Origin of the sequence: Aeromonas sp. S5(2024), from assembly GCF_041403025.1 — a bacterium.
Lineage (GTDB): Bacteria > Pseudomonadota > Gammaproteobacteria > Enterobacterales > Aeromonadaceae > Aeromonas > Aeromonas hydrophila.
Genome location: NZ_JBGLRI010000015.1, coordinates 1 through 23,893, shown reverse-complemented (window position 1 = coordinate 23,893; position 23,893 = coordinate 1). Strand labels below are relative to the sequence as shown.

Below are 23,893 nucleotides of genomic sequence, written 5' to 3'. Positions count from 1 at the left end.
CCGCCCAGGGTGGGCGGCGGCGTGTCATCAGAAGTTGTAGGTCATGCCCAGGGTGTAGCGACGACCATCCAGCACGGTACCGAAGCTGGTGTAATCCACCGTCTTGTCGAACAGGTTGTAGACACCGGCGGTGACATCCAGGTGTTCGTTGGCCTTGTAGACCAGACCGGTGTCGAAGAAGGTGTAGGAGGGGGTGCCCTCGGCCATCTTGACCCGGCTCAGGTAATCGGAGGTCTTGCTGCGGAAGTTGACCCGTGACCAGAGGCTGACGGTCTCGGTGGTCTGCCAGTCGACCGTGGTGTTGAACATGTGGCGCGGCATCTGGTTCAGCGGCTTGCCTTCCATCGCCCCACTCTTCTGCTCGGACTGGGTGAAGGTGTAGCTGGAGGCCAGCGACCAGGCGTCATTGATGGTCCAGTTGGCCGTGCCTTCCACCCCGCGCATGTTCGCCTTGTCGACGTTGATGCGGTCGCTGATGAAGTCATAGGTGTGACCGTTCAGGGTGCAGGAGGGGTTGCTCTTGCTTTCGCAGCGGCGGATCTCGGAGATCTTGTCCTCGAAGTCGGTATTGAACAGGGTCAGCCCTGTGTTCAAGCCTTGTTGACCATCCCACAGCAGGGCGATCTCCTGGCTCACGCTGGTTTCCGGTTTCAGTTCCGGGCTGCCGACCAGCATGCCGTCCTGGGTGCCACCGCCGGTGGCCTGGCCCCAGTTGGCGGCCGACATGCGCAGATCCGGTGAACGATAACCGGTGGAGACACCCCCTTTCAGCGTCCAGGACTCGGCCAGGTGCCAGACCCCGTACAGACGCGGGCTCCAGTGGGTGCCGTAGTTCTGGTCCTGATCCATCCGCACGCCGCCGGTCAGGGCGAAGGTGTCGGTCAGCGACCACTCATCTTCCACGAACATGGCCCAGCTCCAGCGGGTCAGCTGATTGGCGCGGTTGGCCACATTGAGCTGGTTGCCCTGATCCTGCAGATCCTCGTAGCGGTACTGGCCACCCACGCTCAGATAGTGAGCCCCCAGTTCAAACTGGGTGTGGGTATCGGCGATGGTGTTGATGAGTTTCATCTGACGGCCGGGGTTGGTGTTCTCTTCCCGCTGCAGGTAGCTGGTGGAGGAGCCAAAGTCATAGCGGCCGTCGTGGGTGATGGCGAAGTTGGTGCGCTCGTAGGTGCTCAGGCTGGGTTTTGACTTGGCCGAGAGAGACTCACCCGGTGTGCGGTTACGATCCTGCAGGCCGCGACTGGCCTCGAAATCGAAGCGGTTGTGCTCGTCCGGGGTCAGGCTGAAGACGGCCGTACCGCTGCGCATCTCCTGCTCGGCGAAACCGTTCTGGAACTGATCTTCGCCACGGTGGGAGAGCTGGCCGTTCACCCGCATCCCCAGCAGCCCATCCACCAGAGCGCCGGCGGTATAGGCGTTGGTCTGGAAGATGTCGCCGGACTCCTTGTTCTCCTGGAAGGTCGAGTCGGCATGCAGCGAGCCCTGCCAGGCGGTCATGCTGGCGGTCTTGCGGGTGATGACGTTGATGACGCCGCCCATGGCGTCAGAGCCGTAGCGGGAGGACATGGGGCCACGCACCACTTCGATCCGCTCGATCGCCTGCAGCGGCGGCAGCCAGCCCTGCTCGATGCCGGGGCCGTCGCTGTTGGGACGGGTGCCACGGCTGTCGACCCGTTTGCCGTCGACCAGCATCAGCGTGTACTTGGAGCCCATGCCACGAATGCTGATATCGCTGCTGCTGCCACCGCCGGTGATCACCACCCCGGGCACATCCTTCAGGGCGTCGGTCACGTCGCGATAGGCGCGTTTCTCCAATTGCTCGCGGGTCACCACCGAGATGGAGGCTGCGGTATCCTCGATCTTCTGCTGGAAGCCGGAGGCGGTCACGACCATGACCTCCTGCTCGGCGGCATAGGCATGTGATGCGAGGGTGGCGAGAATGAGCGTGGTCAGCTTGTTGCGGTGCATTGTTATCATGTTGGCCTGAACTCTTTTAGTAAGAAGATGCATTCATCCTTTGGGTGAATCGATGGGGCGGTCTCATCGCATCCAGCGTGAAACCAGGACCAGAAAAGGTTCAATTGGATAATCACCAAGTCGGTCGGCAGGCATTGTAGTGATCGCTGAATGATGTGTAAATGATAATTAATCTCATTAATATTGTGCGGTTATCCTCTCACCAGCAGATACGGGATGAGGAGCATGTGTGGGGTGGTGACGGGAAGCGGGGCGGGACAGTGAGAAGGTTGAGAGGGTCGGCAGAGGGGGAATGGTAAATGGCAGATAACAAAAAACCCGCCGAAGCGGGTTTTTTCAATTCTTGCAGCGGATCGTACCAGCCGGCATGAGCAGGCTGACCGGATCCCCGGCTTGAATTACAGAGCTACTACGTTAGCAGCAGCCGGGCCTTTCTGGCCTTGCTCGATGGTGAACTCAACGCGCTGACCTTCGTCCAGGGTCTTGAAGCCCGGGGTCTGGATGGCGGAGAAGTGAACGAACACGTCTTTGCTGCCGTCGGTCGGGGAGATGAAGCCAAAACCTTTCTCGGCGTTGAAGAACTTGACGGTACCAGTCATTTTGTTGGACATGATAATTTCCTTAAATAGTGTTTAAAGTGCCAAATGGCAATCTATGATTTTTCGTCAGCAATACGTATGGGGAGCACTAAAGAAGGAGAATTATTTGATAAGAAGAATCATGGATAATTCTTATACTAATCGCTGCTTTACTAAAATGACTGCCTAACATAACCAGGTCTGAACTACCGAACCATCGCAAAAGATTAAAACATGCCCATTTTCTTAAAGCAAATTTTATCTCGCTGCGAGTGGTCGGATATCGACGCAGCCACTCCCGGTGTGGGTGTCTGCAGCGCAGGATCCTGCGGCGTTGCAGGTCGCTGGACACGTCATGGCAGAGAGGCTGTTCTCCGCCATGGTGTGAGTTGGCTGGTTGAGGTAGGGGGCGCTTGAGCGGGAGGATTGGCCGTCAGCGTTTGCTGCGAAACTTGTTGCTGACGGAGTCCACCCAGCTGAATGTCTCTGGCAAAACCTGCTTGCTGGCTCGTTCCTTGGCCTTTTCCCGTGCCAGTTTGGCGGCCACTTTGGCGGCGGCAGCACGGTCTGCGACTATCTTGAGTCTGCCTTCCTCGCGGATGCGGTTGCGCTCGGCATTGCTCAGTTGATGATCTGCATTGGCCTGTGCTTTTTGGAGCAGCAGGGTGATCTCGGCCTTTTCGGCGTCGGTGAGGTCCTTCATTTCCAACTTTTTCACGGCGTGCTCCTGATGGCGGGAATAGTCCACCCTACCACAGCTGCCGGCCGTTTATTGCACAATCGACGCCGTTTTCGAATACCGCTCCACCGGATGGTCGTTGCCGAAGGGAATGGCCCGTCGCCTTCCCCTCGCACGGCTCATCGCCGTTAACCATGCCCGCTCGGTTCAACATGGATCAGCACGACGGCGTGGGGCAGGTGCCGCATGATTCCCTGTTCTATCCGATCGCAGATGGCGTGGGAGTGCTCAATGCTCATCTCTTTTGGCAAGGTCAGGTGGAAGTCGATGTGACGACGGCGCCCGGCCTGACGGCTGCGCAGATCGTGAAAGCCGCCATGCTCCGGGCAGCACTCCTCGATCACTTGGGTGGTGATGGCCAGCTCTTCCTCGTTCATGCTGTGGTCCAGCAGGGGTTGGAAGGCCTGCTTCAGCATGGCGATCGCCTCCTTGAGGATGAACAGGGCGACACAGATGGCAACAATGGGGTCAAGCAGATAGAGGTTGTAGCCCAGTCTGGCGGCGATCCAGATACCGAGCAGGCCGACGGCGACCCCGAGCGAGGTCAGTACGTCCGCCTTCAGGTGCAGTGCATCGGCGGCCAGGGCCACGGACTCTTCCTCCTTGGCCACCCGGTAGAGGTAGGCGGAGACGCCGCTGTTGACCAGCGCCGAAAACAGCATGACCAGCACACCGAGACCCACCCCCTCGATCGGGGTAGGTGTAATCAATTTACCGACGGCCTCGAATATTATCCAGCCGGCTGCCAGCAGGATCAGCAGCGCTTCGATCACGCCGGAGACGTTTTCAATTTTGTCATGACCGTAGGGGTGACGTTGGTCGGGGGGAATATCCGATTTGCGTACGGCCACCAGCGCGATCAATGCCGCCACCAGATCCATGGCCGAGTGAATGGCCTCGGAAATAATACTGACGGATCCGCTCAGTATGCCGGCAAATATCTTCATGATAATCAAGGTGATATTGGAGCAAACTGAGACCAAGGCCGCTCTGGTTTTTCTTGTCATGGGGCGTCCTTATTCTCGCTGGAATATTTTCACAAATAGGGCTGGATAATATCAGCTTGTCTTGTGTGGCGCTGCTTTGGGTTGTAACTTTTTGTTTCTGGCGAGAGTGAGAATGCTTATCTAAATTATCTCTCACTATTTAAAGAGAATTCATTTTGGTATTCAGTAGTTTATTTCACACCACCATGAAATAAATCTGTTTGGCGTTATTTTATAAGGAATATATCGCTTCTGCGGCCGTTCATTCCCCAGCCGGATCGGGTAAGCGGAAGCGGGTAAACACCTGCTGCCACTGGGTGATGGGATGAGGGTGGATTCTTGCGCAAGATTAGGGGTATGCTGGACTGAGTGCGATCGCAGGATCGTCACTGAAAGCGTACTGTAGTCTACGATTCGGATGGCATGCTGGAACCTGGGTTCCAACTGTCTGGGTAACATTTTTGGAGTTTGATGATGAGTAACAAAGAACATCACAACGGCAAAGATGCCAAGAAAAAACCGCAGATGTCACTGAAAGAGAAGCGCGAAGCCAAACGTCAGAAAGCAGATCTGAAAAATGGCGGCGCGATGAAGTAACGCTCCCCATGCTGTAGTTCCTTTGGAGCCAGTAACAAAAAGCCAGCCTTTTCGGGCTGGCTTTTATGTTTTCAGGAGGCTCAGGGCGTGGCCCCGTAGCGGGCAAATATGCGCTGATAACGGCCATCGGCCCGCATGGCATCGAGCCGGCGATCGAACCAGCGCTGCTGCGCCGCCTGGCGAAAGGCAAAATGGTAGTGAGTCGGAGCAAACAGATCGTATTGCCGGACCCGGCCAGGAGCATAGAGCTCGGCCCCATATTTGCTGTTGGCCAGCTGTGCCAGATAGTAATAGAAAACCCGCTGCTCCAGGATCACCGCATCCACCCGCCCCAGCATCAACCTGTGCACCTGCCCCTGCTGTTTGGCGACCTCTTCGTAACGGGGATTCTGGTCAGCCATGCTGGCAAAGGCACCTCCCAGCACCTGACGGGCACGCTGGAAGGCGCTCACCCTCAGCGTCTTCATGTCGTCCAGAGTGCTGATGTGGGTTTTGCCAAGGGTGAACACCCGATTGTGGAAGGCGATCACCGGCTGCGACAGGAAGACGTCGTGCAACATGCCGGGTTTGACGTTGATGATGGCATCGAGCTTGCCGGACTCCAGCATGCGGAAGGTACGCTCCAGCGGCAGATATTCGAATTGAGGCTCATAGCCGCTGTCCCGAAAGGCCTCTCTCATCAGGTCGAGCTCGATCCCGCGACCCTCTTCTTCGATCACATAGGGCGGGATGGCGAAGCTGACCCCCACTCGCAATGGCTCGCCTGCCAGCAGCAAGGATGGCAGCAACAGGGTGGCGCAAGCCGCCACGCACAACAAGATTCGATACCAAGACCCCATGCGTTCTCTCTGGCAACTGGATTGCCCCGATCATAATCCCAAGGCGAATGATATGGGGACGTATGGCTGGCAAGACCGGCCAGGAGGCTGGATTGCGCGCCACGTCTGCGTCAATAACAGGCAAAAAAAGGCCCTGCATGAACAGGGCCTCCGGGATCTGACGTTGCTTAGAAGGGAATGTCGTCGTCGAAGTCCATCGGCGGCTCATTGTACACCGGCGGTGCAGACTGTGGCTGCTGGGCCGGACGAGCGTAGCCGCCCTGCTGCTGCATGTTCTGCTGCGGAGCCTGGGCAGGACGCGCCTGGTTCATCGGCTGCTGGGACTGCATGCCCTGCTGCTGACCCCAGTTGCCCTGAGACTGGCCACCCATGCCCTGGCCGGCGCCGCCTTGCGGACGGCCACCCAGCATCTGCATCACGCCGCTGAAGCCATCGACCAGCACTTCGGTGGTGTAACGCTCCTGGCCGCTTTGATCCTGCCACTTGCGGGTCTGCAGCTTGCCTTCAACATAGACTTGGGAGCCTTTCTTCAGGTACTCGCCAGCTACTTCGGCCAGCTTGCCCATGAAGACAACGCGGTGCCACTCGGTGCGCTCTTTCTGCTCACCGGTCTGCTTGTCGCGCCAGGTGTCGGAGGTGGCCAGGGTGATATTGGTCACGGCACCGCCGCTCGGCATGTAGCGCACTTCCGGGTCTTGCCCCAGGTTACCGATCAGAATGACTTTATTGATGCCTCGACTGGCCATAATCTCTCTTCCACCCTTTATATACCGGCCGGGCCATATGCCCGGGCCAATTCAACATATCGTTTGTTTTCTGTGAGATAGGCGATGCTGCAGGGCGGCCCCGCCACTCATGTGATGACTGTGTCCGGTTCAGCGCGCCAGTTGGCCGCCTCCCCGTTTTCAGATTTTGCCCGCAATAGTAACAGTTGGGGAGAAAGAGCGCACATCTTCCTGACGCTCCATCCCATGTCCGCCGGACGAAGGATTAACTTACACGAGGCCGACCTTGGCCAGCAAGTGAACAGCAACGGGGAGTCATATCATCGAACGGTCGAGACGAGAAGGGGGGCCAGAGGCCGGTGTGACAGCCCCTGTCCGGCCAGGGGCCAGTATTTCACCCAAATGGGGGGGGGCGGCTAGTTATTTGTATTGCTTGGAAAATTGGTGAGTTTCAAAGGAGGCACATCGGCGTCTAATACTTTTTTAATGCTGCAGCCTGCGGGGGGCTTGGTACTCTCTGCTGCCGAAAAACACCATGGCCGGAATGTTCAAGGACCAGCGCTTCATGATCACCCCATATCCCATCGTATTGGTAACCGAAGACAATGCGCAGGCGACCAGCTTTCAGAGCTACCTGGCCGAACAGCTGGCTCTGCCCATCCTGCTGGTGAGTGCACTGGAAGCCCTGCCTCAAGCGAATGAACTCGAGCCGCATCCGTTGTTTCTGGTGGATCTGGATTACCTCAAGTCGAGCCAGCAAACGGGGTGGCCACGGGAGATCTCCAGCCGCTTCGGGGAAGCCAATACCGTGCTGCTCAATGCCCCCACCAGTACGGATCGGGAGTTGCTGCTGATGTGGCCCCATACCAGCGGCCTCTTCTTCTGTCAGGATCCGCTGGATCGGTTGGTGCTCGGCATTCGCAAGGTGCTGGAGGGGGAGTACTGGATCCCGCGCCATCTGCTGTGCGATCTGGTCAACTACTACCGCAAGGGCGGGGAACACCACCTGCGCAATCAGACGCTGCTGACCGTGCGCGAGCAGGAGATCATCCGCTACCTGATGACGGGGGCCTCCAATACCGAGATCGCCGACAGCCTGTTCGTGAGCGAGCACACCATCAAGTCCCACCTCTACAATGTCTTCAAGAAATTGAACGTGAAGAACCGCCTGCAGGCGGTGAGCTGGGCCAAGGAGTATCTCTGAAATCGATGGGGATGATGGATAAAACCTGTCTATTCATCCAGTAGTCTCTATGCCATACTGACTCGCTCAGGTTTCCGTATCGAGCGTGCAACAAGATGGAAAAGATCGTGGTCCGGGGTGCTCGCACCCACAACCTCAAGAACATCAATCTGACTCTGCCCCGCGACAAGCTGATCGTGGTCACCGGCCTCTCCGGTTCGGGCAAATCCTCTCTGGCGTTCGATACCCTCTATGCCGAGGGGCAGCGCCGCTATGTGGAGTCCCTCTCCGCCTATGCCCGCCAGTTCCTCTCTCTGATGGAGAAGCCGGACGTCGACCATATCGAGGGGCTCTCGCCCGCTATTTCCATCGAGCAGAAGTCCACTTCCCATAACCCGCGCTCGACCGTCGGCACCATCACCGAGATCTACGACTACCTGCGTCTGCTGTTCGCCCGGGTCGGTGAGCCGCGCTGCCCGACCCACGCCATTCCGCTCGCCGCCCAGACCATCAGCCAGATGGTGGATCAGGTGCTGGCTCAGCCGGAGGGGAGCAAGCTGATGCTGCTGGCCCCGGTGGTGCGCGATCGCAAGGGTGAGCACACCAAGCTGCTGGAGAATCTGGCGGCTCAGGGCTACATCCGTGCCCGCATCGACGGCGAGGTGTGCGATCTCTCCGATCCGCCCGCGCTGGAGCTGCACAAGAAGCACACCATCGAGGTGGTGGTGGACCGCTTCAAGGTGCGCGATGACCTGGCGCTGCGTCTGGCCGAGTCGTTCGAAACGGCGCTGACCCTCTCCGGTGGCATCGTACTGGTGGTACCGATGGATGGCGAGGAGGGGGTTGCCCCCATGACTTTCTCGGCCAACTTTGCCTGCCCGGAGTGCGGCTACTCCATGTCGGAGCTGGAGCCGCGCATCTTCTCCTTCAACAATCCGGCCGGTGCCTGTCCGACTTGTGATGGTCTGGGTGTACAGCAATATTTCGACCCGGCCAAGGTGATCGGCGATCCGGCCATCAGTCTGGCCAATGGCGCCATCCGTGGCTGGGACAAGCGCAGTTTCTACTACTTCCAGATGCTCAAATCCCTCTCCGAGCACTACAAGTTCGATCTGGAGACGCCGTGGGAGGATCTGCCACTCAAGACCCAGGAGGTGATCCTGCGCGGCTCCGGTCGCACCGAGATTGAGTTCCGCTACATGAACGATCGCGGCGACGTGGTGGTGCGCAAGCACCCGTTCGAGGGGATCCTGCACAACATGGAGCGGCGCTACCGGGAGACCGAATCCAACTCGGTGCGCGAAGAGCTCTCCAAATACATCGCCAACAAATCCTGTACCAGCTGCGGGGGCAGCCGACTGCGGGAAGAGGCGCGCCACGTCTTCGTCGACAACCGCAACCTGCCGGCCATCGCCGAGCAGTCTATCGGCGATGCACTGGCCTTCTTCGAGGGGCTGAACCTGAGCGGCCAGCGCGCCCAGATCGCCGAGAAGATCTTGAAAGAGATCGTCGAGCGGCTCGGTTTCCTGGTGAACGTGGGCCTCAACTATCTGAGCCTGTCCCGCAGTGCCGAGACCCTCTCCGGCGGCGAAGCGCAGCGGATCCGGCTGGCCAGCCAGATCGGTGCCGGTCTGGTGGGGGTGATGTATGTGCTGGACGAACCCTCCATCGGCCTGCACCAGCGTGACAACGAGCGGTTGCTCAAGACCCTCACTCATTTGCGCGATCTCGGCAACACAGTGATCGTGGTGGAGCACGACGAGGACGCCATCCGCCTTGCCGACCATGTGCTCGACATCGGCCCGGGGGCCGGGGTGCACGGCGGTGCCATCGTCGCCCAGGGTACGCCGGAAGAGATCATCAATAATCCGGAGTCGCTCACCGGTGACTACCTCTCCGGTCGCAAGCAGATCGCCATTCCCGCCGAGCGTACTCCGCTCACCGGCAAGTGGCTGAAACTCAAGGGGGCGAGCGGCAACAACCTGCGCAACGTCAACCTGGATCTGCCGATCGGGGTGATGACCTGCGTCACCGGCGTCTCCGGCTCCGGCAAGTCGACCCTGATCAACGACACCCTGTTCCGCATCGCTCATCGCGAGCTCAACAAGGCCACCGAATCCACCCCGGCGCCCTATCGCAGCGTGGAAGGGCTGGAGCACCTGGACAAGGTGGTGGACATCGATCAGAGCCCTATCGGTCGTACCCCGCGCTCCAACCCGGCCACCTACACCGGCCTGTTTACGCCGATCCGCGAGCTGCTCTCCGGCACCCAGGAGGCGCGCTCGCGCGGCTACCAGCCGGGCCGCTTCTCCTTCAACGTGAAAGGGGGACGCTGCGAGGCGTGCCAGGGAGATGGGGTCATCAAGGTGGAGATGCACTTCCTGCCGGATGTCTACGTGCCGTGCGACGTCTGCAAGGGCAAGCGCTACAACCGCGAGACGCTGGAGGTGAAGTACAAGGGCAAGAACATCCACGAAATCCTCGAGATGACGGTGGAAGATGCCCGCGAGTTCTTCGACCCGGTGCCTGCAGTGGCGCGCAAGCTGCAGACCCTGATGGATGTGGGTCTCTCCTATATCCGCCTCGGCCAGTCGGCCACCACCCTGTCGGGTGGTGAGGCGCAGCGGGTCAAGCTGGCGCGCGAGCTCTCCAAGCGGGATACCGGTCAAACCCTCTACATTCTGGATGAGCCCACCACCGGGCTGCACTTCCACGACATCCAGCAGCTGCTCAAGGTGCTGCACCAGTTGCGGGATCGTGGCAACACCATCGTCATCATCGAGCACAACCTGGACGTCATCAAAACTGCCGACTGGATAGTCGATCTGGGGCCGGAGGGGGGCGCCGGCGGCGGTCGCATCCTGGTGACGGGGACGCCGGAGCAAATGAGCCGTTGCGAGGATTCCCATACGGCCCGCTTCCTGGCGCCACTGCTGGCACGATAATCCGTTCAATAATGTGACAAGGGGCCCTGGGCCCCTTGTTTTTATTGTGGTAATTCAGTGACCTCCAGACGGGCCGATACTCCATACTTGGGGCAAGACCCTTCCCGTTTCGCATTGCCATTCAAAGGATATTGGCGCCCATGGCTCAACCGTCCCGCTCCATCGATCATTTGCTGGCCTACTCCATGTTCCCCGTCTGGGCAGGCGCCATCCTGATGCTGCTCATCGTGATCGCGCTGGCCCAGGTGCCGGCGGCGCAACGGGTCGAGGAGCGGCGGATGCAGGATCATCTGCAGCGGGTGGTCAGGGCCGTACAGGGCGACATCAATGCCATCAATGCTTTCACCCGGGATTGGGGGATCTGGGACGAGAGCTACCACTTCCTGGCCAGGCCCAATCAGGGCTATATCCACTCCAATCTGCTGGTCGACACCCCGATGCGGGACTTTGAGCTCAACGTGCTGAGTTATATGGATTTGCAGGGCTCTGAAATCTGGACTCGCACCCTGTTGCCGGAGGCGCCTGATACGGACACCACCCTGCTTCCCTTCTTTCTGGATGACCTCAAGCTGCAACTGCTGCGTGAATCGCGACAGGGGGGGATCCACAGTCTGAGCGGGGTGAGAGGATCGTTATGGGGGCCGCTCATCTTCTCGCTGCAGCCGGTGACCAATACCCTCGGCGATGCCAAACCCAATGGCTATCTGCTGGCGACCCGTTGGCTGGATGAACGCTATCTGGACGATCTGGCGGCGCGGACCGCGCTCGCCTTGACCATTGCCCAGCCCAGAACTGGCGAGCACCAGGGCTCTTTCAAGCCGTTCAAGCCATACATGAGCTACCGGCTGGTGGATCTGGGGTTGCAGCGTGTCAGGGGAGAGGGGCTGCTGCTGGACAACGACGGCACGCCCGTCTTGACCCTGATTGTGGAAGAGGAGCGTGACGTGCTGCGGGGGGCGATGGAGGGGGCGATCTGGACCTTCATCGGCATGCTGCTGATAAGCTTCGCCTGCATTCTGATGGCGCTGGCCCGCTTGCGCGCCATTGTGCTGGGGCCGATCGGCGAGCTGGTGGGGGCGCTGCACAAGTTTGCCGAAAAGCAGGACGTAAGCGTGTTGCCGATCATCGACAGCAGTCAGGAGATGGCGCTGCTCAGTCGCAAGTTCCGGGAGATGGCGGCCAGGATCAGCTTGCACCACAGCGCCTTGCAGGCCCATTCATCCCGGATGGAGACGGCCGCCTATACGGATCCGCTGACCCACGCCTTCAACCGGCGCTACCTCGATGAATGGTTGCTCAATCGCGATGCGCTGGCGGCAGGCAGGGTGTTGCTGATCCTGGATCTGGATCACTTCAAGCAGGTCAACGATCGCTTCGGCCACGACATCGGCGATCTGCTGTTATGTCAGCTGGCGGAGTTGCTGCGGGGGGCCCTCGCTGAGGAGGAGCCGCTGATCCGGCTGGGTGGCGAGGAGTTTTTGCTGTTGCTGGTTGGTGATGAGCCGACACAGGTTGCCCAGCGGGTCGAGCGTCTGCGCCGCAAGATTGCCGACTGCCGCTTCGGGCGCGAAGAGTTGCCGCTCTGGATGACGGCTTCACTGGGATTCTGCGATTACCCCCTGCATCGGGAGCTGGAGGATTCGTTCTGGAATCTGAGCTTCAAACTGGCGGACATGGCGCTGTACCGGGCCAAGCAGGAGGGCAGGAATCGCTGGCGCGGATATAGCGGGGAGCTGGGGCCGGCGCAGTGGGATTTGAACCCGGAGCAGATTGTGGCGGGGGAGTGGCTGCGGTGTCAGGCGTCTCACACCAGCCAGTTGGCTTAGTGGGTCAGAATTAATAGCGCCATGCCGAGAACGAATCCCAATAAAATAAACAGGAAGGATCCGATACCCCAGATGGCTGCCAGTATGGCTACTATTTTGTCCCTTCTGGTTTGTGGTTTCATAAAGAATTTCTTACAGCCCGGCTACATGGCTCGCAAAAATACTCTGGTTGAGCGAGTGAAACAACCGTTTTTAGCCGTTTAAAGCTCCGATAAGATGCATTTGAATTATTCTTTAGTGTGACTGGTTTGGTTTTGAATTGACGTATCAATATGTTTTTATTGTTTATTCTTCAAATTACCAGCCATATCTCGGAGGTCTTAAGCTGCCGTACACATCTATCTATTTCTTGGTAACGTTTGAGCTAAATCAATAACTCTGCATTCACATCCCTTTATAGTTTTCAGGCTTACAACATATAAAACGAAAACTAAAAGGAAAACGTGATGAAAAAGATCCTTCCTCTGATGATCGCGGCCGCGCTCGCTTCTCCCGTCGCCATGGCCCACCAGGCTGGTGATATTCTGGTGCGCGGTGGCCTGGCTTTTGTTTCTCCGCAAAGTAGCGGTAACGATTTCGAGATCAATGACAACGCTCAACTTGGGTTAACGTTGACCTACATGGCGACTGATAACTTCGGGGTTGAGTTACTGGCAGCAACACCGTTCTCTCATTCAGTGAAAATGGGAGATACGGAAGTCGCCAAGGTCAAGCACCTGCCGCCAACCCTGATGGCGCAGTACTACTTTGGTGATGCCCAGAGTAAGGTGCGTCCGTATGTTGGTGTCGGTGTCAACTACACCACCTTCTTCGATGAGCAGGGTCGTGGCCCTCTGAGCAACGCTGATGTGAGCTTGGATAATTCCTGGGGCATGGCCGGTCAGGTCGGCCTGGACATGGCGATCAATGATCGCTGGTTCGTTAACGGTTCTGCCTGGATCATGGATATCGATACCGATGTCCATGTAAACGGCGGTGATGGCATCAAGACCAAGATTGACCCAATGGTCTTTATGGTTGGTGTCGGCTATCGCTTTTGATAGGACACAGGGTTGGCCCCCCCACGGGCCGTTACAGCTAGCATGTCTCTTTGGCCCGGCACAGTCCGGGCCCTTTTACGCGCAAAGCGTCCCCCGTCAACTGTGATCCAACCCCATATAGATCAATAAAATACCTTCGGTCTCCCCTCTATAATTCGCCCCTTGTGCCGATAGTGTCTATGTTCACGTTACCTTTCCCCCACGAGTGAGGATGTCTCCATGGGTTTATCTATTGTGCAGCGGATCATCGCCGGATTTGTGTTGATGCTGCTGCTGTTGATCCTGCTGGGTGTGATCAGCACCCTGAAGATCAGGGGCATCAACGACGGCTTGTCACAGGTCTCCGACCGGGCGACCCCGTTGGTGATTGCGGTGGCCGGCCTGAAAGGCGCTCTGCAGGACAGCAACCGCTGGGTGCTGGTCTACCGGACCAACGAGGATGCAAGCCAGCTGCCGCAGCTGGCCAGCCAGTTCAAGGAGCAGCAGGCGCGTTTCAGTCAGCTGAGCCAGGAGATGGACAAGTTTAGCGGGGTGGCTGAGGCCGGCTCTCGTTTTCAGCAGGTCGATACCGCCACCAAGCAGTTCTACGGCCTGGCTGAACAGGTGCTCTCCCAGCACAGCCAGTGGGTCAATGCCCAGGATCAGCGCCACAAGCTGGAGATTGCCTTTATCCGGCTGGAAGACACCTACCAGTGGGCTGCCGATCTGCTGCTGCAGCAGACCGCCAGCAAACGCTCCATGCGCAACAAGGCTGAGCTGATCACTTCGGGTATCGCGCGCGATCTGAAGAACATTCGCCGGGCTGATGCCAAGACCGATCTCAACGAGCTGGAGAAGGTACTGAGCAAGGACATCGAGATGGCCCGCAAGCGGCTCGATCGGGTGCTGGTGCCGGATGACGTGAAGCAGCGTTTCGTCTCCAACCTCGACCGGATGCAGGAGCTGGCACTCGGCCAGCAGGGGCTGCTGGCGACCATGCGCAATGCCCAGCAGCTGGCCGCCTCGCTGCAAACCCTCAATCAGCAACTCGATGCCAGCCTGATCAACAGCCTGGGCCTGCTCGACGAGATGGGACAGTCGGCCGGCTCGATTGCCAGCCAGAGCCGCACCACGGCGGATGATGCGGTCAGCAGCGCCAGTTTCTGGATCCTGGTGGTGGCCGCCATCTCGGCCGCCGCCGCCCTCATCATCGGCTATACCACGGCGCGCAGCATTCAGCGTCCGCTGCAGATGATCAACAAGGAGCTGGACTACATGGCGGCCGGGGACATGACCCGCCGCATCAACTATCGCAGTAGCTGCGAGTTCGGCGCGCTCTCCCGCTCCATCGATACCCTGGCCGGCAAAACTGGTGAACTGCTCTCCCAGATCAATGCCGGCTCCCGCCATCTGGTGGAGGAGGCGAGCCGCGCCGCCGAGATAAGCGAAAGGGCCGTGTCCCGGGTACAGGATCAGAAGAGTCAGACCGATCAGGTGGCTGCCGCCATCACCGAGCTGGAGGTGAGTGCCACCGAGGTGGCCCGTTCCACCGATGGCACCAAACGGGAAGTGGATCTGGCTGATGATGAAGCCCGCAGCGGTCGCCAGAAAGTGGCGACCACCCGTCGCATCACGGAGCAGCTGGCAGGTGCCATGGAGGAGGCCGTTGGCATCACCTACAAACTGGGTGAGTTCAGCAACAACATCGGCAGCATCCTCGATGTGATCCGCAGCATCGCCGAGCAGACCAACCTGCTGGCGCTGAACGCCGCCATCGAGGCGGCACGGGCCGGCGATGCCGGCCGTGGCTTCGCCGTGGTGGCTGACGAGGTGCGGGCACTGGCTAACCGGACCCAGACCTCGACCGAAGAGATCCAGGCGATGATCGAGAACCTGCAGAGCTCGAGCAAGCTGGTGGTGGAGGTGATGGGGCGCAGTCAGGAGCAGACCCACAACTGTGTCGAGCAGACTCGGGAGATGGATGCAGCCCTGCAATCCATCGCCGACCGGATGAGCGCCATCAAGGCGATGGCGGATCAGGTGGCGCACGCCGCCCAGGAGCAGATCTCGGTCAGCCAGGGGGTGGCCCGCCATATCTCCGGCATCGCCGAGGTGGCCTACGAGACCGAACGGGAAGCGCGGGAGTCGGCCGGCAGCAGTGAAGTGCTGGCGGATCTGGTCGCCAAGCAGCAGCAATTGATCGCACATTTCAAGGTTTAGGAGGGCTTATGTCTAACAAGTGGATCGGGGCCCTGAGTCTCCTGTTGTGTGGTCAGCTGATGGCCAGCGAGCTGGTGATCGAGAGCTGGCGGATTGATGACAAGGCCTTGTGGGAGCAGAAGATCATTCCTGCCTTCGAGGCCTCCCACCCGGGCATCCAGGTGAAGTTCAACGGGGTGCAGAACGTCGACTACATGCCGACCCTGTGGGCCAGCCTGAAAGAGGGCAAGGCGGGGGATCTCATCACCTGCCGGCCGTTTGATGACTCGCTCGCCCTGTTCAAGGCGGGTCACCTGGCGGAGCTGACCGAGATGTCGGGGATGGAGAACTTCCCAAGTTTTGCCCAGTCACCCTGGCAGACCGACTCCGGCGCCCAGACCTTCTGCGTGCCGATGGCCTCGGTGATTCACGGCTTCTTCTACAACAAGAAGATTTTCAGTGAGCTGGGGCTGAGCGTGCCGCAAACCCGGGATGCCTTCTTCGCTGTACTGGACAAGGTGAAGGCCGATGGCCGCTATGTGCCGCTCGCCATGAGCGGCTCGGAAAGCTGGGTATCCTCCGAGCTCGGCTTCCAGAACATAGGCCCCAACTACTGGAAGGGGGAGGATGGTCGACTGGCGTTGATCGGGGGGCAAGAGCGCTTTGACAACCCGCCCTACGTCAAGGTGTTCGAGGAGCTGGCGCGCTGGCGTCCCTACCTCGGCGAAGGCGGCGAGAGTCGCGACTATGCTGCGACCAACGAGCTGTTTACCTCGGGCAAGGCTGCCTTCTATGTGGCGGGTTCCTGGGAGATCGCCCCCTTCACCGGTAAGGTGGACTTTGGCGTGATGCGCCCGCCCGTGGCAAAACAGGGCGATGGCTGCTTCTTTACCGATCACACCGACATCGGGATGGGCATGAACCCGGCCAGCAAGAACAAGGAGGCGGCCATGGCCTTCTTGCAGTGGCTGACCACACCGCAGTTCGCCGAGCTCTATACCAACTCGCTGCCCGGCTTCTTCTCCCTCTCCAACCACTTCTTCGAAGTCACCAATCCGGCGGCGAAGGAGATGATGGAGTGGCGGGATCAGTGCGACTCCACCATCCGGGTGGCCACCCAGATCCTCTCCCGTGGTACGCCCAAGCTGGGGGACGAGCTGGCTGAAGTGAGTCAGGCCGTGCTGCTTGGCAAGATGGAGCCCAAGGCGGCAGCCGATCGGCTGGAGCAGGGCCTGAAGGGCTGGTATCCGCCTCATCAGGGCAACAAGGTGAAGGGAGCCGATTGCCAGTGTGACGTCCCGGCCGCCGCGCCCGCAGTCTCGGCCGCCGCTGCGACCACCGAGCCTCCTGCCGCTGCATCCACCGCGACGCCGGCGGTGACAGAGGCACCAGCCGCCCCGGCGTCCTCGGCAACGCCTGCCGCAGCGGCATCTGCGGCGGCCGCGCCGTTGCCGGCTCCGTCGGCCGAGGTGGAGCAGGCGCTCTCCAACGAGCTGGAAACACCGCAGCAATAGCTGCCGGCAGATAAACAACGGGAGGCATCAGCCTCCCGTTTTCTTTGCTTGTCAGTCAGCGACGTCACTGCACCGGGTGGGGCCAGCGACAGAGGCTGCCGATGCGGGCCACCGGGGCGAACCCGAGCGAGCGATAGACACGCTGGGCGTGATAGTGCTCGTCGGCCACTATGATGAGCCGGTCGACCCGTGTCAGCCCGTGCCTGGCAACCTGGCTCAGCAGCTGACGGCACAACCCCTGATTGCGCCATGCCTGCCTTGTGCGCACCAGCTGGAAGCGGCCCAGAGTATCGGTGAAGAAGAGGCCGCAACTGGCGACCAGCTGTTCCTGTTGCCAGATCCCCCACCACTGACCCAGTCCGTCCCCGATCATCGCCTCGTACAACTGGCGGCGTGACTGCAGATAAGGCAGGTAGCTCTGCTCCGAGTGGCCGGGATCCCGCTCCTCCAGTTCAAAGGCCAGCCACTGGTCCCAGTCGGCCGGGGTAAAGGGGCGCGCAGCCACCGTCGCGGCTGGTGGTTGCCAGTCGGTGGCCTCCAGTGCCAGCACCACGCACTCCATGTACTGGTATCCCGCCGCCACGAAGCCGGCGACCCGGCTGTTCTGGCCGGCCGCGAGAGGCCACTGGAAGGTGCGGTGTCTGACTCGGGGATCCTGCCCGATCAGCTTGTCGAAACTGGCCTCGAGCCAGCCTTTGTCGTGATCGCTGGGGGGAAAGGGAAGCAGCAGATAGTTGCCGAAGTAGTAATCGGGAGCATCGGGAGTGCGCACGGCCCAGAACTGCTCATGGTCGACCACGTTGCCTTGATAGCGATCGAACAGCAAGTCGGTGGCAAAGCCGGGGTGGGTGTCCATGATGATGCTCCTGCGAATGGTTCAATTGGTTATCGGCAGGAAGGGGAAGAGGTTGAAAAGGGGCCGGAGAAACCTCCGGCCAAACAATCACACGCAGATTCAGAACGTCCAGGACGATCTGCGTTCATCATAACGCGACTCGCCGGATTTTGGGATGGGGTGCCAATCGTTACTTTGGCTTTATTGCCAAATAAAAATCGGCGGCCTTCCTCTCGCTGTAAAACAGTGTTGACTTTGTGCCATTTTCTCATAAAGATAGAAAGACGTTTAGACGTCCAAACATCCGTTTTGACGTAGAGAAATGGATTGCAGGGCAGGGAGAGAGCAGATGGGATTTCACAGCGCACGTCAGGTTGAGGCACTCAACCAGAGTCTGGCAGATTTGAGTGGCGACATATCGGTCAGTTTCGAGTTTTTTCCGCCCAACAGCGAAGGGATGGAAAATACCCTGTGGCAATCCATCGAGCGCCTGAAAGTGCTGGAACCCAAGTTTGTGTCGGTGACCTATGGCGCCAACTCGGGCACCCGGGATCGCACGCACAAGGTGATCAAGGACATCAAGGAGCGGACCGGTCTGATCGCCGCCCCGCACCTGACCTGTATCGACGCCAGCCGCGATGAGCTGCGCACCATTGCCCGCGATTACTGGAACAGCGGTATCCGCCATATCGTGGCGCTGCGCGGTGACCTGCCCCAGGGGCTGGAGAAGCCGGAGATGTATGCCACCGATCTGGTGGCCCTGCTCAAGGCCGAAGCGGACTTCGATATTTCGGTGGCCGCCTACCCGGAAGGGCACCCGGAAGCGCGCAGCGCGCAGTCGGATCTGCTCAACCTTAAGCGCAAGATCGATGCTGGTGCCAACCGCGCCATTACCCAGTTCTTCTTTGACGTCGAGACCTACCTGCGCTTTCGGGATCGCTGCGCCGCCATCGGTATCGATGCCGAAATCGTGCCGGGGATCCTGCCGGTTTCCAACTACCAGACCCTGGCCAAGTTTGCCGGCTTCACCAACGTGAAGATCCCGCGCTGGATGCATCAGCGTTTCGAGGGGCTGGATGATGATCAGATGACCCGCAACATGGTGGGGGCCAGCATCGCCATCGATCAGGTGCGGGTGCTGAGTCAGGAAGGGGTGAAGGATTTCCACTTCTATACCCTGAACCGCTCCGAGCTGACCTACGCCATCTGCCATACCCTGGGGGTGAGGCCGAAAGGCCAGCCGTAACAGAATGCGGGCACAAAAAAAGCCAATGAGTCGCTCATTGGCTTTTTTGTTATGGCGACCAATCAGGGCCTGGTGGGGGCGATCTCTTTGGGTTCGAGATCGATCACCGCATTGCCGGCTGCGCCGGGGTACTGGTGATAGCTCTGGTCCTGCTCCAGGGTGTAGAAGGTATCCAGATAGTCATCGTTGTTGGTCATCCAGGAGTCGGGCAGCGCCTTGACGATGCGACCGCCGAGATCGAGGAAGGGCAGTGCCTCGGGCACGCCGCCAGCCGTGAAGGCCAGCTTGAGGGCATCGATGAACAGGCCGCTCAGCTCCTTGTAGTTGACGTTGTCGTCCTGCTCCATCATGACGATGTCGACGGCACCCCAGCGATAGCGATCCCAGTAGACCAGGATCTGGTTGGGGGTGTAGTCGGTGTTGTCATAGTCGAGATAGGGCATGTCGACGATGTCGACCACGGGCTCATCCCGGCTGGGATTGACCCCTGCGACCACCGCATACACCTCGGCCGCACCCAGCAGCCAGGGCTCCTGATCATCCTTCAACCGAATTTTCTTCAGGATGCTGGTTTTGAGCGGGGCCGTGCTGGCAGCCGCACGGGGAGCCACCTGCATATCGGCGGCAGCCAGCGCCTTGCGGATCACCTTGAGGCCGGCGTTCTTGGCCTTGACGGGATCAGCCTCCACGACCAGGACCGGACGGGCCGGTGCCTTGTCCACATCCAGATAGACGGGGTTGCCGGCGCTGTCGAAGGCTTCGATGGCGCTCCAGCTCTTCTCATCGCCGCTCGGTACATAGGCGACCAGCGGTTCGACACCCTGCTGCAGCGCGGCGGCCTGTTCCGGATTGGCCAGTCGCAGCTGCATCAGCTCCTTGACCTCGCCATCCAGCCCTTGCCGGCTGATAGCTGCCTGGTTGGCATCCCGGGCCTGGCGTTTCAGGCGCGGGCTGGCCTTTTGCAACAGGTTGGGCAGCGGGCTCTGGTACTCCTGATTGCTCAGCAGCGGCAGCAGGTTCTTCTGCTGCAGCGCGAGCTGGCGGGCCAGCTCCCGATCGGTGTCGGCAGCGTGGGCGGTGGTGGCGCCCAGCAGTGCCAGTAACAAAATGACAGCCTGATTCCTCATTATTATTCTCCAGTTTATGAGTCTGACATGAGGCACGCATCGGGGAAGAAGAAGTGCCTCGACACCACTTAATGGCAATTAGTTTCAGCTGTGAACCAATTTTTCTGAATTATGTGCGGTGTCTCACGGGGAGCTCCCCAGATGGTCAGGTCAGTTTCTCCGCTGGTTGACTTGATACAGGATGATGCCGACGAGCAGTCCCCAGCAGGCGGCACCGATGCCGAGCAGGCTGATGCCGGAGGCGGTGATGATGAAGGTCAGCAGGGCGGCCTCACGGGCATCGTCGTGCTGCAATGCGGTGTGCAGGCTGCTGCCGATGGTGCCGAGCAGCGCCAGCCCGGCGACACAGGTCACTAGTGTCGCCGGGAAGGCCGTGAACAGCGCAGCGACCGTGGCCCCGAAACAGCCGGTCAGTAGGTAGAAGCCGCCGGCCCACACCGCCGCGGGCCAGCGCCGGTTGGCGTCCGGATCCACCTCTTTCCCCATGCAGATGGCCGCAGTGATGGCCGCCAGGTTGAAGGCATAGCCGCCGAAGGGCGCCAGCAGCAGACCGGTGAGGCCGGTCCAGGTGATGAGGGATGAGGTGGCGGGCTGATAGCCGTGGGCCCGCAAAATGGTAATGCCCGGCATGTTCTGGGAGGTCATGGTGACGATGAACAGTGGCAAGGCAATGCCGAACAGGGCGCCAAGGGAAAACTCTGGCCAAGTCATGACCGGGCCGGCCAGTTGCCAGTGGATGGTGTCAAGCTGCAGCTGGCCTCTCAGCAGGCAGATGAGGATGCCGGTCGCCAGTACCAGCACCATGGTATAGCGTGGCCAGAGATGGCGGCCGAGCAGGAATGCCAGCAGCAGGCTGCCGAGCAGCAAGGGATCGGCTGGCGCAACCTTGAACAGATCCAGCCCGAACTTAAGCAATACCCCGGCCAGCATGGCCGCCGCCAGCTGGGCCGGGATATGACGCATCAGCCGATCGAACCAGCCGCTGATGCCGCACAGGGTGATCAGCAGAGAAGAGATAACGAAGGCGCCGATGGCTTCGGCCAGGGTGAAGTTACCTAGGCTGGTGATGAGCAGGGCGGCACCCGGAGTCGACCAGGCGGTCAAGACGGGGATGCGGTAATAGAGGGAGAGGCCGATGCAGCTGATACCCATGCCGATACCCAGCGTCCATAGCCAGGACGCGAGCTGGGCAGCATCGGCTCCCGCTGCCGTGGCTGCCTGAATGATCAGGATGACCGAGCTGGTATAGCCGACCATCACGGCGATGAAGCCGGCGACCAGATGAGGAAGGGCAAAGGGCATGGTGACGTCCTTGTGGGATTGTGACGGTTTGTGCGTTATTGCGTACAATATTGCTTCAGACTATATCGTTGTGCGCTATAGCGCACAAGGGCGATTCAAGCACGCACAACAAAGAGGCAGTCATGCAAGAGATGAATCAGCATCTGGCCCAACGTCTGAAGGGCTTGCGCCGCGAACTGGGCTGGAGCCTGGATGTAGCGGCGCGGGAGACGGGAGTGAGCAAGGCCATGCTGGGCCAGATTGAACGGGGGGAGTCGAGCCCGACGGTGGCCACCCTGTGGAAGATTGCCACCGGCTTTCGGGTCTCTTTCTCCAGCTTCATCGAGCCAACCCCGGCAGAGCAGGGGGAAGTGCTCTATCGCACCGCAGATGCGATTCGCCAGCAGCCGGCGGGAGAGGGCATGCAGGTCGCCCCTCTCTTCCCTTATGAGGGGCGCTTTGGATTCGAACTGTTTGAGCTGACTTTGTTGCCTGGTTATCAGCGAGAATCAGAACCCCATGAACCCGGGGTGACCGAACATGTCATCGTCATCAGTGGCCTGATGGAAGTGCTGGTGGAAGGGGAGTGGCGCTCATTGACGCAGGGGGAGGCGGTGCGTTTCGCGGCCGACCGCCCCCATGGCTATCGCAATCTGGGTGTGGCCCCTGCCATCTTCCACAATCTGATCCACTATCCGGCCAGCAGGTCTTGATCCACTCGGGTCAGCCTGGGCGCCCATCAGCCCGGGGGCTGGTCAATATGGGAGCATAAACCCAGACAAACAGGCCATATGCCAGGCTCCAGGCCAGGCCGCTCAGGTTCCAGCCGTGCAGGGTATAGGCCGGCCAAAGCAGCGGGATCAGCACCCGGATCAGGGCCGCCATGATCACCAGCGCGAATGCGCATTGGATCCTGCGCCCCACCTGCAAGGCCCGGCCACTGTGACCGAGGGAGACCCGGGCTATCATCCCCAGGATCATGGTCCCCATGCAGCCGGCACTGAGCAGGTGGCTGGCCAGCGACAGGCTGATGGGCAGGCCGGCAGCCAGAGCACCAAGGGCGAGCAGACCGAGAGGAATAAACAGGTAGGCGAGGTGCAGCGACCACAAGAGGGGTTGGCCAAGAGTGGAAGGCAGTCGCCAGCGCAATTGGCGCCACAAGTGCAAAACAGCCGCCACTATATATAGAGGAAGCAGGTAGAGGCTGGTGACCCATGCGGTGGGCAGCAGCAGCCAGCTCACCAGGGTGAGCCACAGCGTGGCAAGGGCAGCCCGCTCCAGCCAGAGAATAGGGACGGCTTTTTCCATCCCGGTGGCTCTGGCGGTAAAGAAGGGGATGACTCGTCCTCCCATCACGGCAATCAGAGTCGTGAACAGCAGCACTGTCGTGATCAGCAGATGCTCTATGACGATCCACTCCTCATGCCACAACCAGCTGGCGGCGTTGAGCAGCGTCAGCACGACAAGCAGAGGCACAAAGAAGAGGTTGCGCCACTGTTTAGTCAGCACTATGGGTTTGGCCAGATACCAGGCGCAAAGAGGCAGCCAGAGCAGATCTGCCGTCATCAACAGGGTATTGTGCTCGCCCAGCCAGGGCAGCAAGGCCCTTGGCAATGCCCACAGCACGACGACCAAAACCAGGGGCCAGCTTCTAACCCCGGGGTGAGCGGTCCAGTTTTGCACTGCCGTCAGCAGAAATCCTGCGACGATCGCGGCCCCGAACCCAAACAGCATCTCATGGGCATGCCACCAGATGGGATTGCCAATCCCCGGCAGGACGAGCCAGCCATTGAGCTGCCCCAGCCAGCCCAGCATTGCCAAAGCCGAGAACAAGGCGCCAAGCAGGAAGAAAGGCCGAAACCCGAGGCGGAACAGAGGAACGATTTTCTCCTCTTTGCGGCTATCCAGGATCTGGTGCATGAATGAAACCTAAATTGAACATTTGAAAAGTCAATTATAAAGTGGCTTTTCAAATGTTCAATTTAAATCCAATGAAAGCCCGAAATGGTGGTGATGCGAGCGAAATAGAACCGCTTTGCTGCATATCTGAGCGAACGAGTTTTTTTGGTGAAAAAGCCCTTGTCATCGCGGCGCGGCTCCCTATAATGCGCCCCTACCAGCACGGCGGAACACGCCAACCTGATGAGCCAGCTTCCTAGTGAAGTGGGCGCCGAAAGAAAAGCGAAAACAATCGCTTGACTTTCGAGGTGAGAAGCGTAATATGCGCCTCCTCAACGCGACAAGCGTGACGCTCTTTAACAATTTGAATCA

At 59.7% G+C, this 23,893-nt stretch carries 19 protein-coding genes; 9 read left to right on the top strand and 10 right to left on the bottom strand.

The window, feature by feature from the left end; all coding sequences use genetic code 11:
- Window positions 1-27: 27 nt before the first annotated feature.
- The 4 genes from ACB032_RS21020 to ACB032_RS21005 all read right to left on the bottom strand — a co-directional run bounded on the left by ACB032_RS21020 (window position 28) and on the right by ACB032_RS21005 (window position 4,307).
- Window positions 28-1,974: a ligand-gated channel protein gene (locus ACB032_RS21020; protein ID WP_371138706.1), complete on the bottom strand. Its 1,947-nt coding sequence runs from the start codon at window positions 1,972-1,974 to the stop codon at window positions 28-30.
- Between the two features lie 407 nt (window positions 1,975-2,381).
- Entirely contained in the window at window positions 2,382-2,594 is a 213-nt protein-coding gene (gene cspA / locus ACB032_RS21015; protein ID WP_011707644.1) for an RNA chaperone/antiterminator CspA, read from the bottom strand.
- A gap of 400 nt (window positions 2,595-2,994) precedes the next feature.
- A complete protein-coding gene (locus tag ACB032_RS21010) occupies window positions 2,995-3,279 on the bottom strand; it encodes a DUF3811 domain-containing protein (protein ID WP_024946369.1) in 285 nt (94 codons plus the stop codon).
- Between the two features lie 149 nt (window positions 3,280-3,428).
- Window positions 3,429-4,307 carry a cation diffusion facilitator family transporter gene (locus tag ACB032_RS21005; RefSeq protein WP_029302577.1) on the bottom strand — a complete coding sequence of 293 codons (879 nt, stop codon included), beginning with the start codon at window positions 4,305-4,307 and terminating at the stop codon, window positions 3,429-3,431.
- Between the two features lie 453 nt (window positions 4,308-4,760).
- Here ACB032_RS21005 and ACB032_RS21000 point away from each other — a divergent pair, with 453 nt between their 5' ends.
- Complete coding sequence (locus ACB032_RS21000) at window positions 4,761-4,883, top strand: hypothetical protein (RefSeq protein ID WP_011707641.1); 123 nt, start codon at window positions 4,761-4,763, stop codon at window positions 4,881-4,883.
- An 80-nt stretch (window positions 4,884-4,963) separates the two neighbouring features.
- On the opposite strand, the gene ACB032_RS20995 is transcribed toward ACB032_RS21000, so the two are convergent.
- Both ACB032_RS20995 and ACB032_RS20990 read right to left on the bottom strand, forming a co-directional pair.
- On the bottom strand, window positions 4,964-5,722 hold the full coding sequence (locus ACB032_RS20995; protein ID WP_024944985.1) for an ABC transporter substrate-binding protein: 759 nt from the start codon (window positions 5,720-5,722) through the stop codon (window positions 4,964-4,966).
- 167 nt (window positions 5,723-5,889) lie between these two features.
- Window positions 5,890-6,468 (bottom strand): single-stranded DNA-binding protein, encoded by a 579-nt coding sequence (locus ACB032_RS20990; protein WP_011707639.1) that lies wholly within the window; start codon window positions 6,466-6,468, stop codon window positions 5,890-5,892.
- Window positions 6,469-6,991: 523 nt separating this feature from the next.
- Between ACB032_RS20990 and ACB032_RS20985 the strand changes: the two genes are divergently transcribed.
- The 6 genes from ACB032_RS20985 (at window position 6,992) to ACB032_RS20960 (ending at window position 17,133) form a co-directional block, all read left to right on the top strand.
- The gene (locus ACB032_RS20985; RefSeq protein ID WP_371138705.1) at window positions 6,992-7,651 is read left to right on the top strand and encodes a LuxR C-terminal-related transcriptional regulator; all 660 of its coding nucleotides are present in this window, start codon (window positions 6,992-6,994) and stop codon (window positions 7,649-7,651) included.
- A gap of 95 nt (window positions 7,652-7,746) precedes the next feature.
- Window positions 7,747-10,575, top strand: coding sequence for an excinuclease ABC subunit UvrA (gene uvrA, locus ACB032_RS20980; protein WP_371138681.1), 2,829 nt, complete (start codon window positions 7,747-7,749; stop codon window positions 10,573-10,575).
- A 140-nt stretch (window positions 10,576-10,715) separates the two neighbouring features.
- Entirely contained in the window at window positions 10,716-12,401 is a 1,686-nt protein-coding gene (locus ACB032_RS20975; RefSeq protein WP_371138680.1) for a diguanylate cyclase, read from the top strand.
- Window positions 12,402-12,847: 446 nt separating this feature from the next.
- On the top strand, window positions 12,848-13,441 hold the full coding sequence (locus ACB032_RS20970) for an OmpW family outer membrane protein (RefSeq protein ID WP_139388009.1): 594 nt from the start codon (window positions 12,848-12,850) through the stop codon (window positions 13,439-13,441).
- 219 nt (window positions 13,442-13,660) lie between these two features.
- Window positions 13,661-15,640, top strand: a complete 1,980-nt coding sequence (locus ACB032_RS20965; protein ID WP_029305191.1) for a methyl-accepting chemotaxis protein — start codon at window positions 13,661-13,663, stop codon at window positions 15,638-15,640.
- Window positions 15,641-15,648: 8 nt separating this feature from the next.
- Window positions 15,649-17,133, top strand: a complete 1,485-nt coding sequence (locus ACB032_RS20960) for an ABC transporter substrate-binding protein (protein ID WP_371138679.1) — start codon at window positions 15,649-15,651, stop codon at window positions 17,131-17,133.
- Between the two features lie 64 nt (window positions 17,134-17,197).
- Here ACB032_RS20960 and ACB032_RS20955 read toward each other — a convergent pair whose 3' ends face one another.
- Complete coding sequence (locus tag ACB032_RS20955; protein WP_241417164.1) at window positions 17,198-17,989, bottom strand: GNAT family N-acetyltransferase; 792 nt, start codon at window positions 17,987-17,989, stop codon at window positions 17,198-17,200.
- A 328-nt stretch (window positions 17,990-18,317) separates the two neighbouring features.
- Between ACB032_RS20955 and metF the strand changes: the two genes are divergently transcribed.
- Entirely contained in the window at window positions 18,318-19,214 is an 897-nt protein-coding gene (gene metF / locus ACB032_RS20950; protein WP_005306036.1) for a methylenetetrahydrofolate reductase, read from the top strand.
- Between the two features lie 62 nt (window positions 19,215-19,276).
- Here the strand turns inward: metF and ACB032_RS20945 are convergent, their stop codons facing one another.
- Complete coding sequence (locus tag ACB032_RS20945; RefSeq protein WP_011707631.1) at window positions 19,277-20,341, bottom strand: DUF3103 family protein; 1,065 nt, start codon at window positions 20,339-20,341, stop codon at window positions 19,277-19,279.
- A 150-nt stretch (window positions 20,342-20,491) separates the two neighbouring features.
- Window positions 20,492-21,643: a benzoate/H(+) symporter BenE family transporter gene (locus ACB032_RS20940; RefSeq protein ID WP_029302584.1), complete on the bottom strand. Its 1,152-nt coding sequence runs from the start codon at window positions 21,641-21,643 to the stop codon at window positions 20,492-20,494.
- A gap of 122 nt (window positions 21,644-21,765) precedes the next feature.
- Between ACB032_RS20940 and ACB032_RS20935 the strand changes: the two genes are divergently transcribed.
- Window positions 21,766-22,335 carry a helix-turn-helix domain-containing protein gene (locus tag ACB032_RS20935; RefSeq protein ID WP_371138678.1) on the top strand — a complete coding sequence of 190 codons (570 nt, stop codon included), beginning with the start codon at window positions 21,766-21,768 and terminating at the stop codon, window positions 22,333-22,335.
- A 10-nt stretch (window positions 22,336-22,345) separates the two neighbouring features.
- Here the strand turns inward: ACB032_RS20935 and ACB032_RS20930 are convergent, their stop codons facing one another.
- Entirely contained in the window at window positions 22,346-23,542 is a 1,197-nt protein-coding gene (locus ACB032_RS20930) for an NnrS family protein (RefSeq protein WP_371138677.1), read from the bottom strand.
- Window positions 23,543-23,893: the final 351 nt, after the last annotated feature.

Excerpts from the sequence above, each read along its gene's own strand:
- ACB032_RS20935 (WP_371138678.1), top strand. The coding sequence starts at position 21,766 with ATGCAAGAGATGAATCAGCATCTGGCCCAACGTCTGAAGGGCTTGCGC.
- ACB032_RS20945 (WP_011707631.1), bottom strand. The coding sequence starts at position 20,341 with ATGAGGAATCAGGCTGTCATTTTGTTACTGGCACTGCTGGGCGCCACC.
- ACB032_RS20955 (WP_241417164.1), bottom strand. The coding sequence starts at position 17,989 with ATGGACACCCACCCCGGCTTTGCCACCGACTTGCTGTTCGATCGCTAT.
- uvrA (WP_371138681.1), top strand. The coding sequence starts at position 7,747 with ATGGAAAAGATCGTGGTCCGGGGTGCTCGCACCCACAACCTCAAGAAC.
- cspA (WP_011707644.1), bottom strand. The coding sequence starts at position 2,594 with ATGTCCAACAAAATGACTGGTACCGTCAAGTTCTTCAACGCCGAGAAA.
- ACB032_RS20965 (WP_029305191.1), top strand. The coding sequence starts at position 13,661 with ATGGGTTTATCTATTGTGCAGCGGATCATCGCCGGATTTGTGTTGATG.
- ACB032_RS20995 (WP_024944985.1), bottom strand. The coding sequence starts at position 5,722 with ATGGGGTCTTGGTATCGAATCTTGTTGTGCGTGGCGGCTTGCGCCACC.
- ACB032_RS20940 (WP_029302584.1), bottom strand. The coding sequence starts at position 21,643 with ATGCCCTTTGCCCTTCCTCATCTGGTCGCCGGCTTCATCGCCGTGATG.
- ACB032_RS20975 (WP_371138680.1), top strand. The coding sequence starts at position 10,716 with ATGGCTCAACCGTCCCGCTCCATCGATCATTTGCTGGCCTACTCCATG.
- ACB032_RS20985 (WP_371138705.1), top strand. The coding sequence starts at position 6,992 with ATGTTCAAGGACCAGCGCTTCATGATCACCCCATATCCCATCGTATTG.
- ACB032_RS21000 (WP_011707641.1), top strand. The coding sequence starts at position 4,761 with ATGAGTAACAAAGAACATCACAACGGCAAAGATGCCAAGAAAAAACCG.
- ACB032_RS20930 (WP_371138677.1), bottom strand. The coding sequence starts at position 23,542 with ATGCACCAGATCCTGGATAGCCGCAAAGAGGAGAAAATCGTTCCTCTG.
- ACB032_RS20970 (WP_139388009.1), top strand. The coding sequence starts at position 12,848 with ATGAAAAAGATCCTTCCTCTGATGATCGCGGCCGCGCTCGCTTCTCCC.
- ACB032_RS20960 (WP_371138679.1), top strand. The coding sequence starts at position 15,649 with ATGTCTAACAAGTGGATCGGGGCCCTGAGTCTCCTGTTGTGTGGTCAG.
- ACB032_RS21020 (WP_371138706.1), bottom strand. The coding sequence starts at position 1,974 with ATGCACCGCAACAAGCTGACCACGCTCATTCTCGCCACCCTCGCATCA.
- metF (WP_005306036.1), top strand. The coding sequence starts at position 18,318 with ATGGGATTTCACAGCGCACGTCAGGTTGAGGCACTCAACCAGAGTCTG.
- ACB032_RS21005 (WP_029302577.1), bottom strand. The coding sequence starts at position 4,307 with ATGACAAGAAAAACCAGAGCGGCCTTGGTCTCAGTTTGCTCCAATATC.
- ACB032_RS20990 (WP_011707639.1), bottom strand. The coding sequence starts at position 6,468 with ATGGCCAGTCGAGGCATCAATAAAGTCATTCTGATCGGTAACCTGGGG.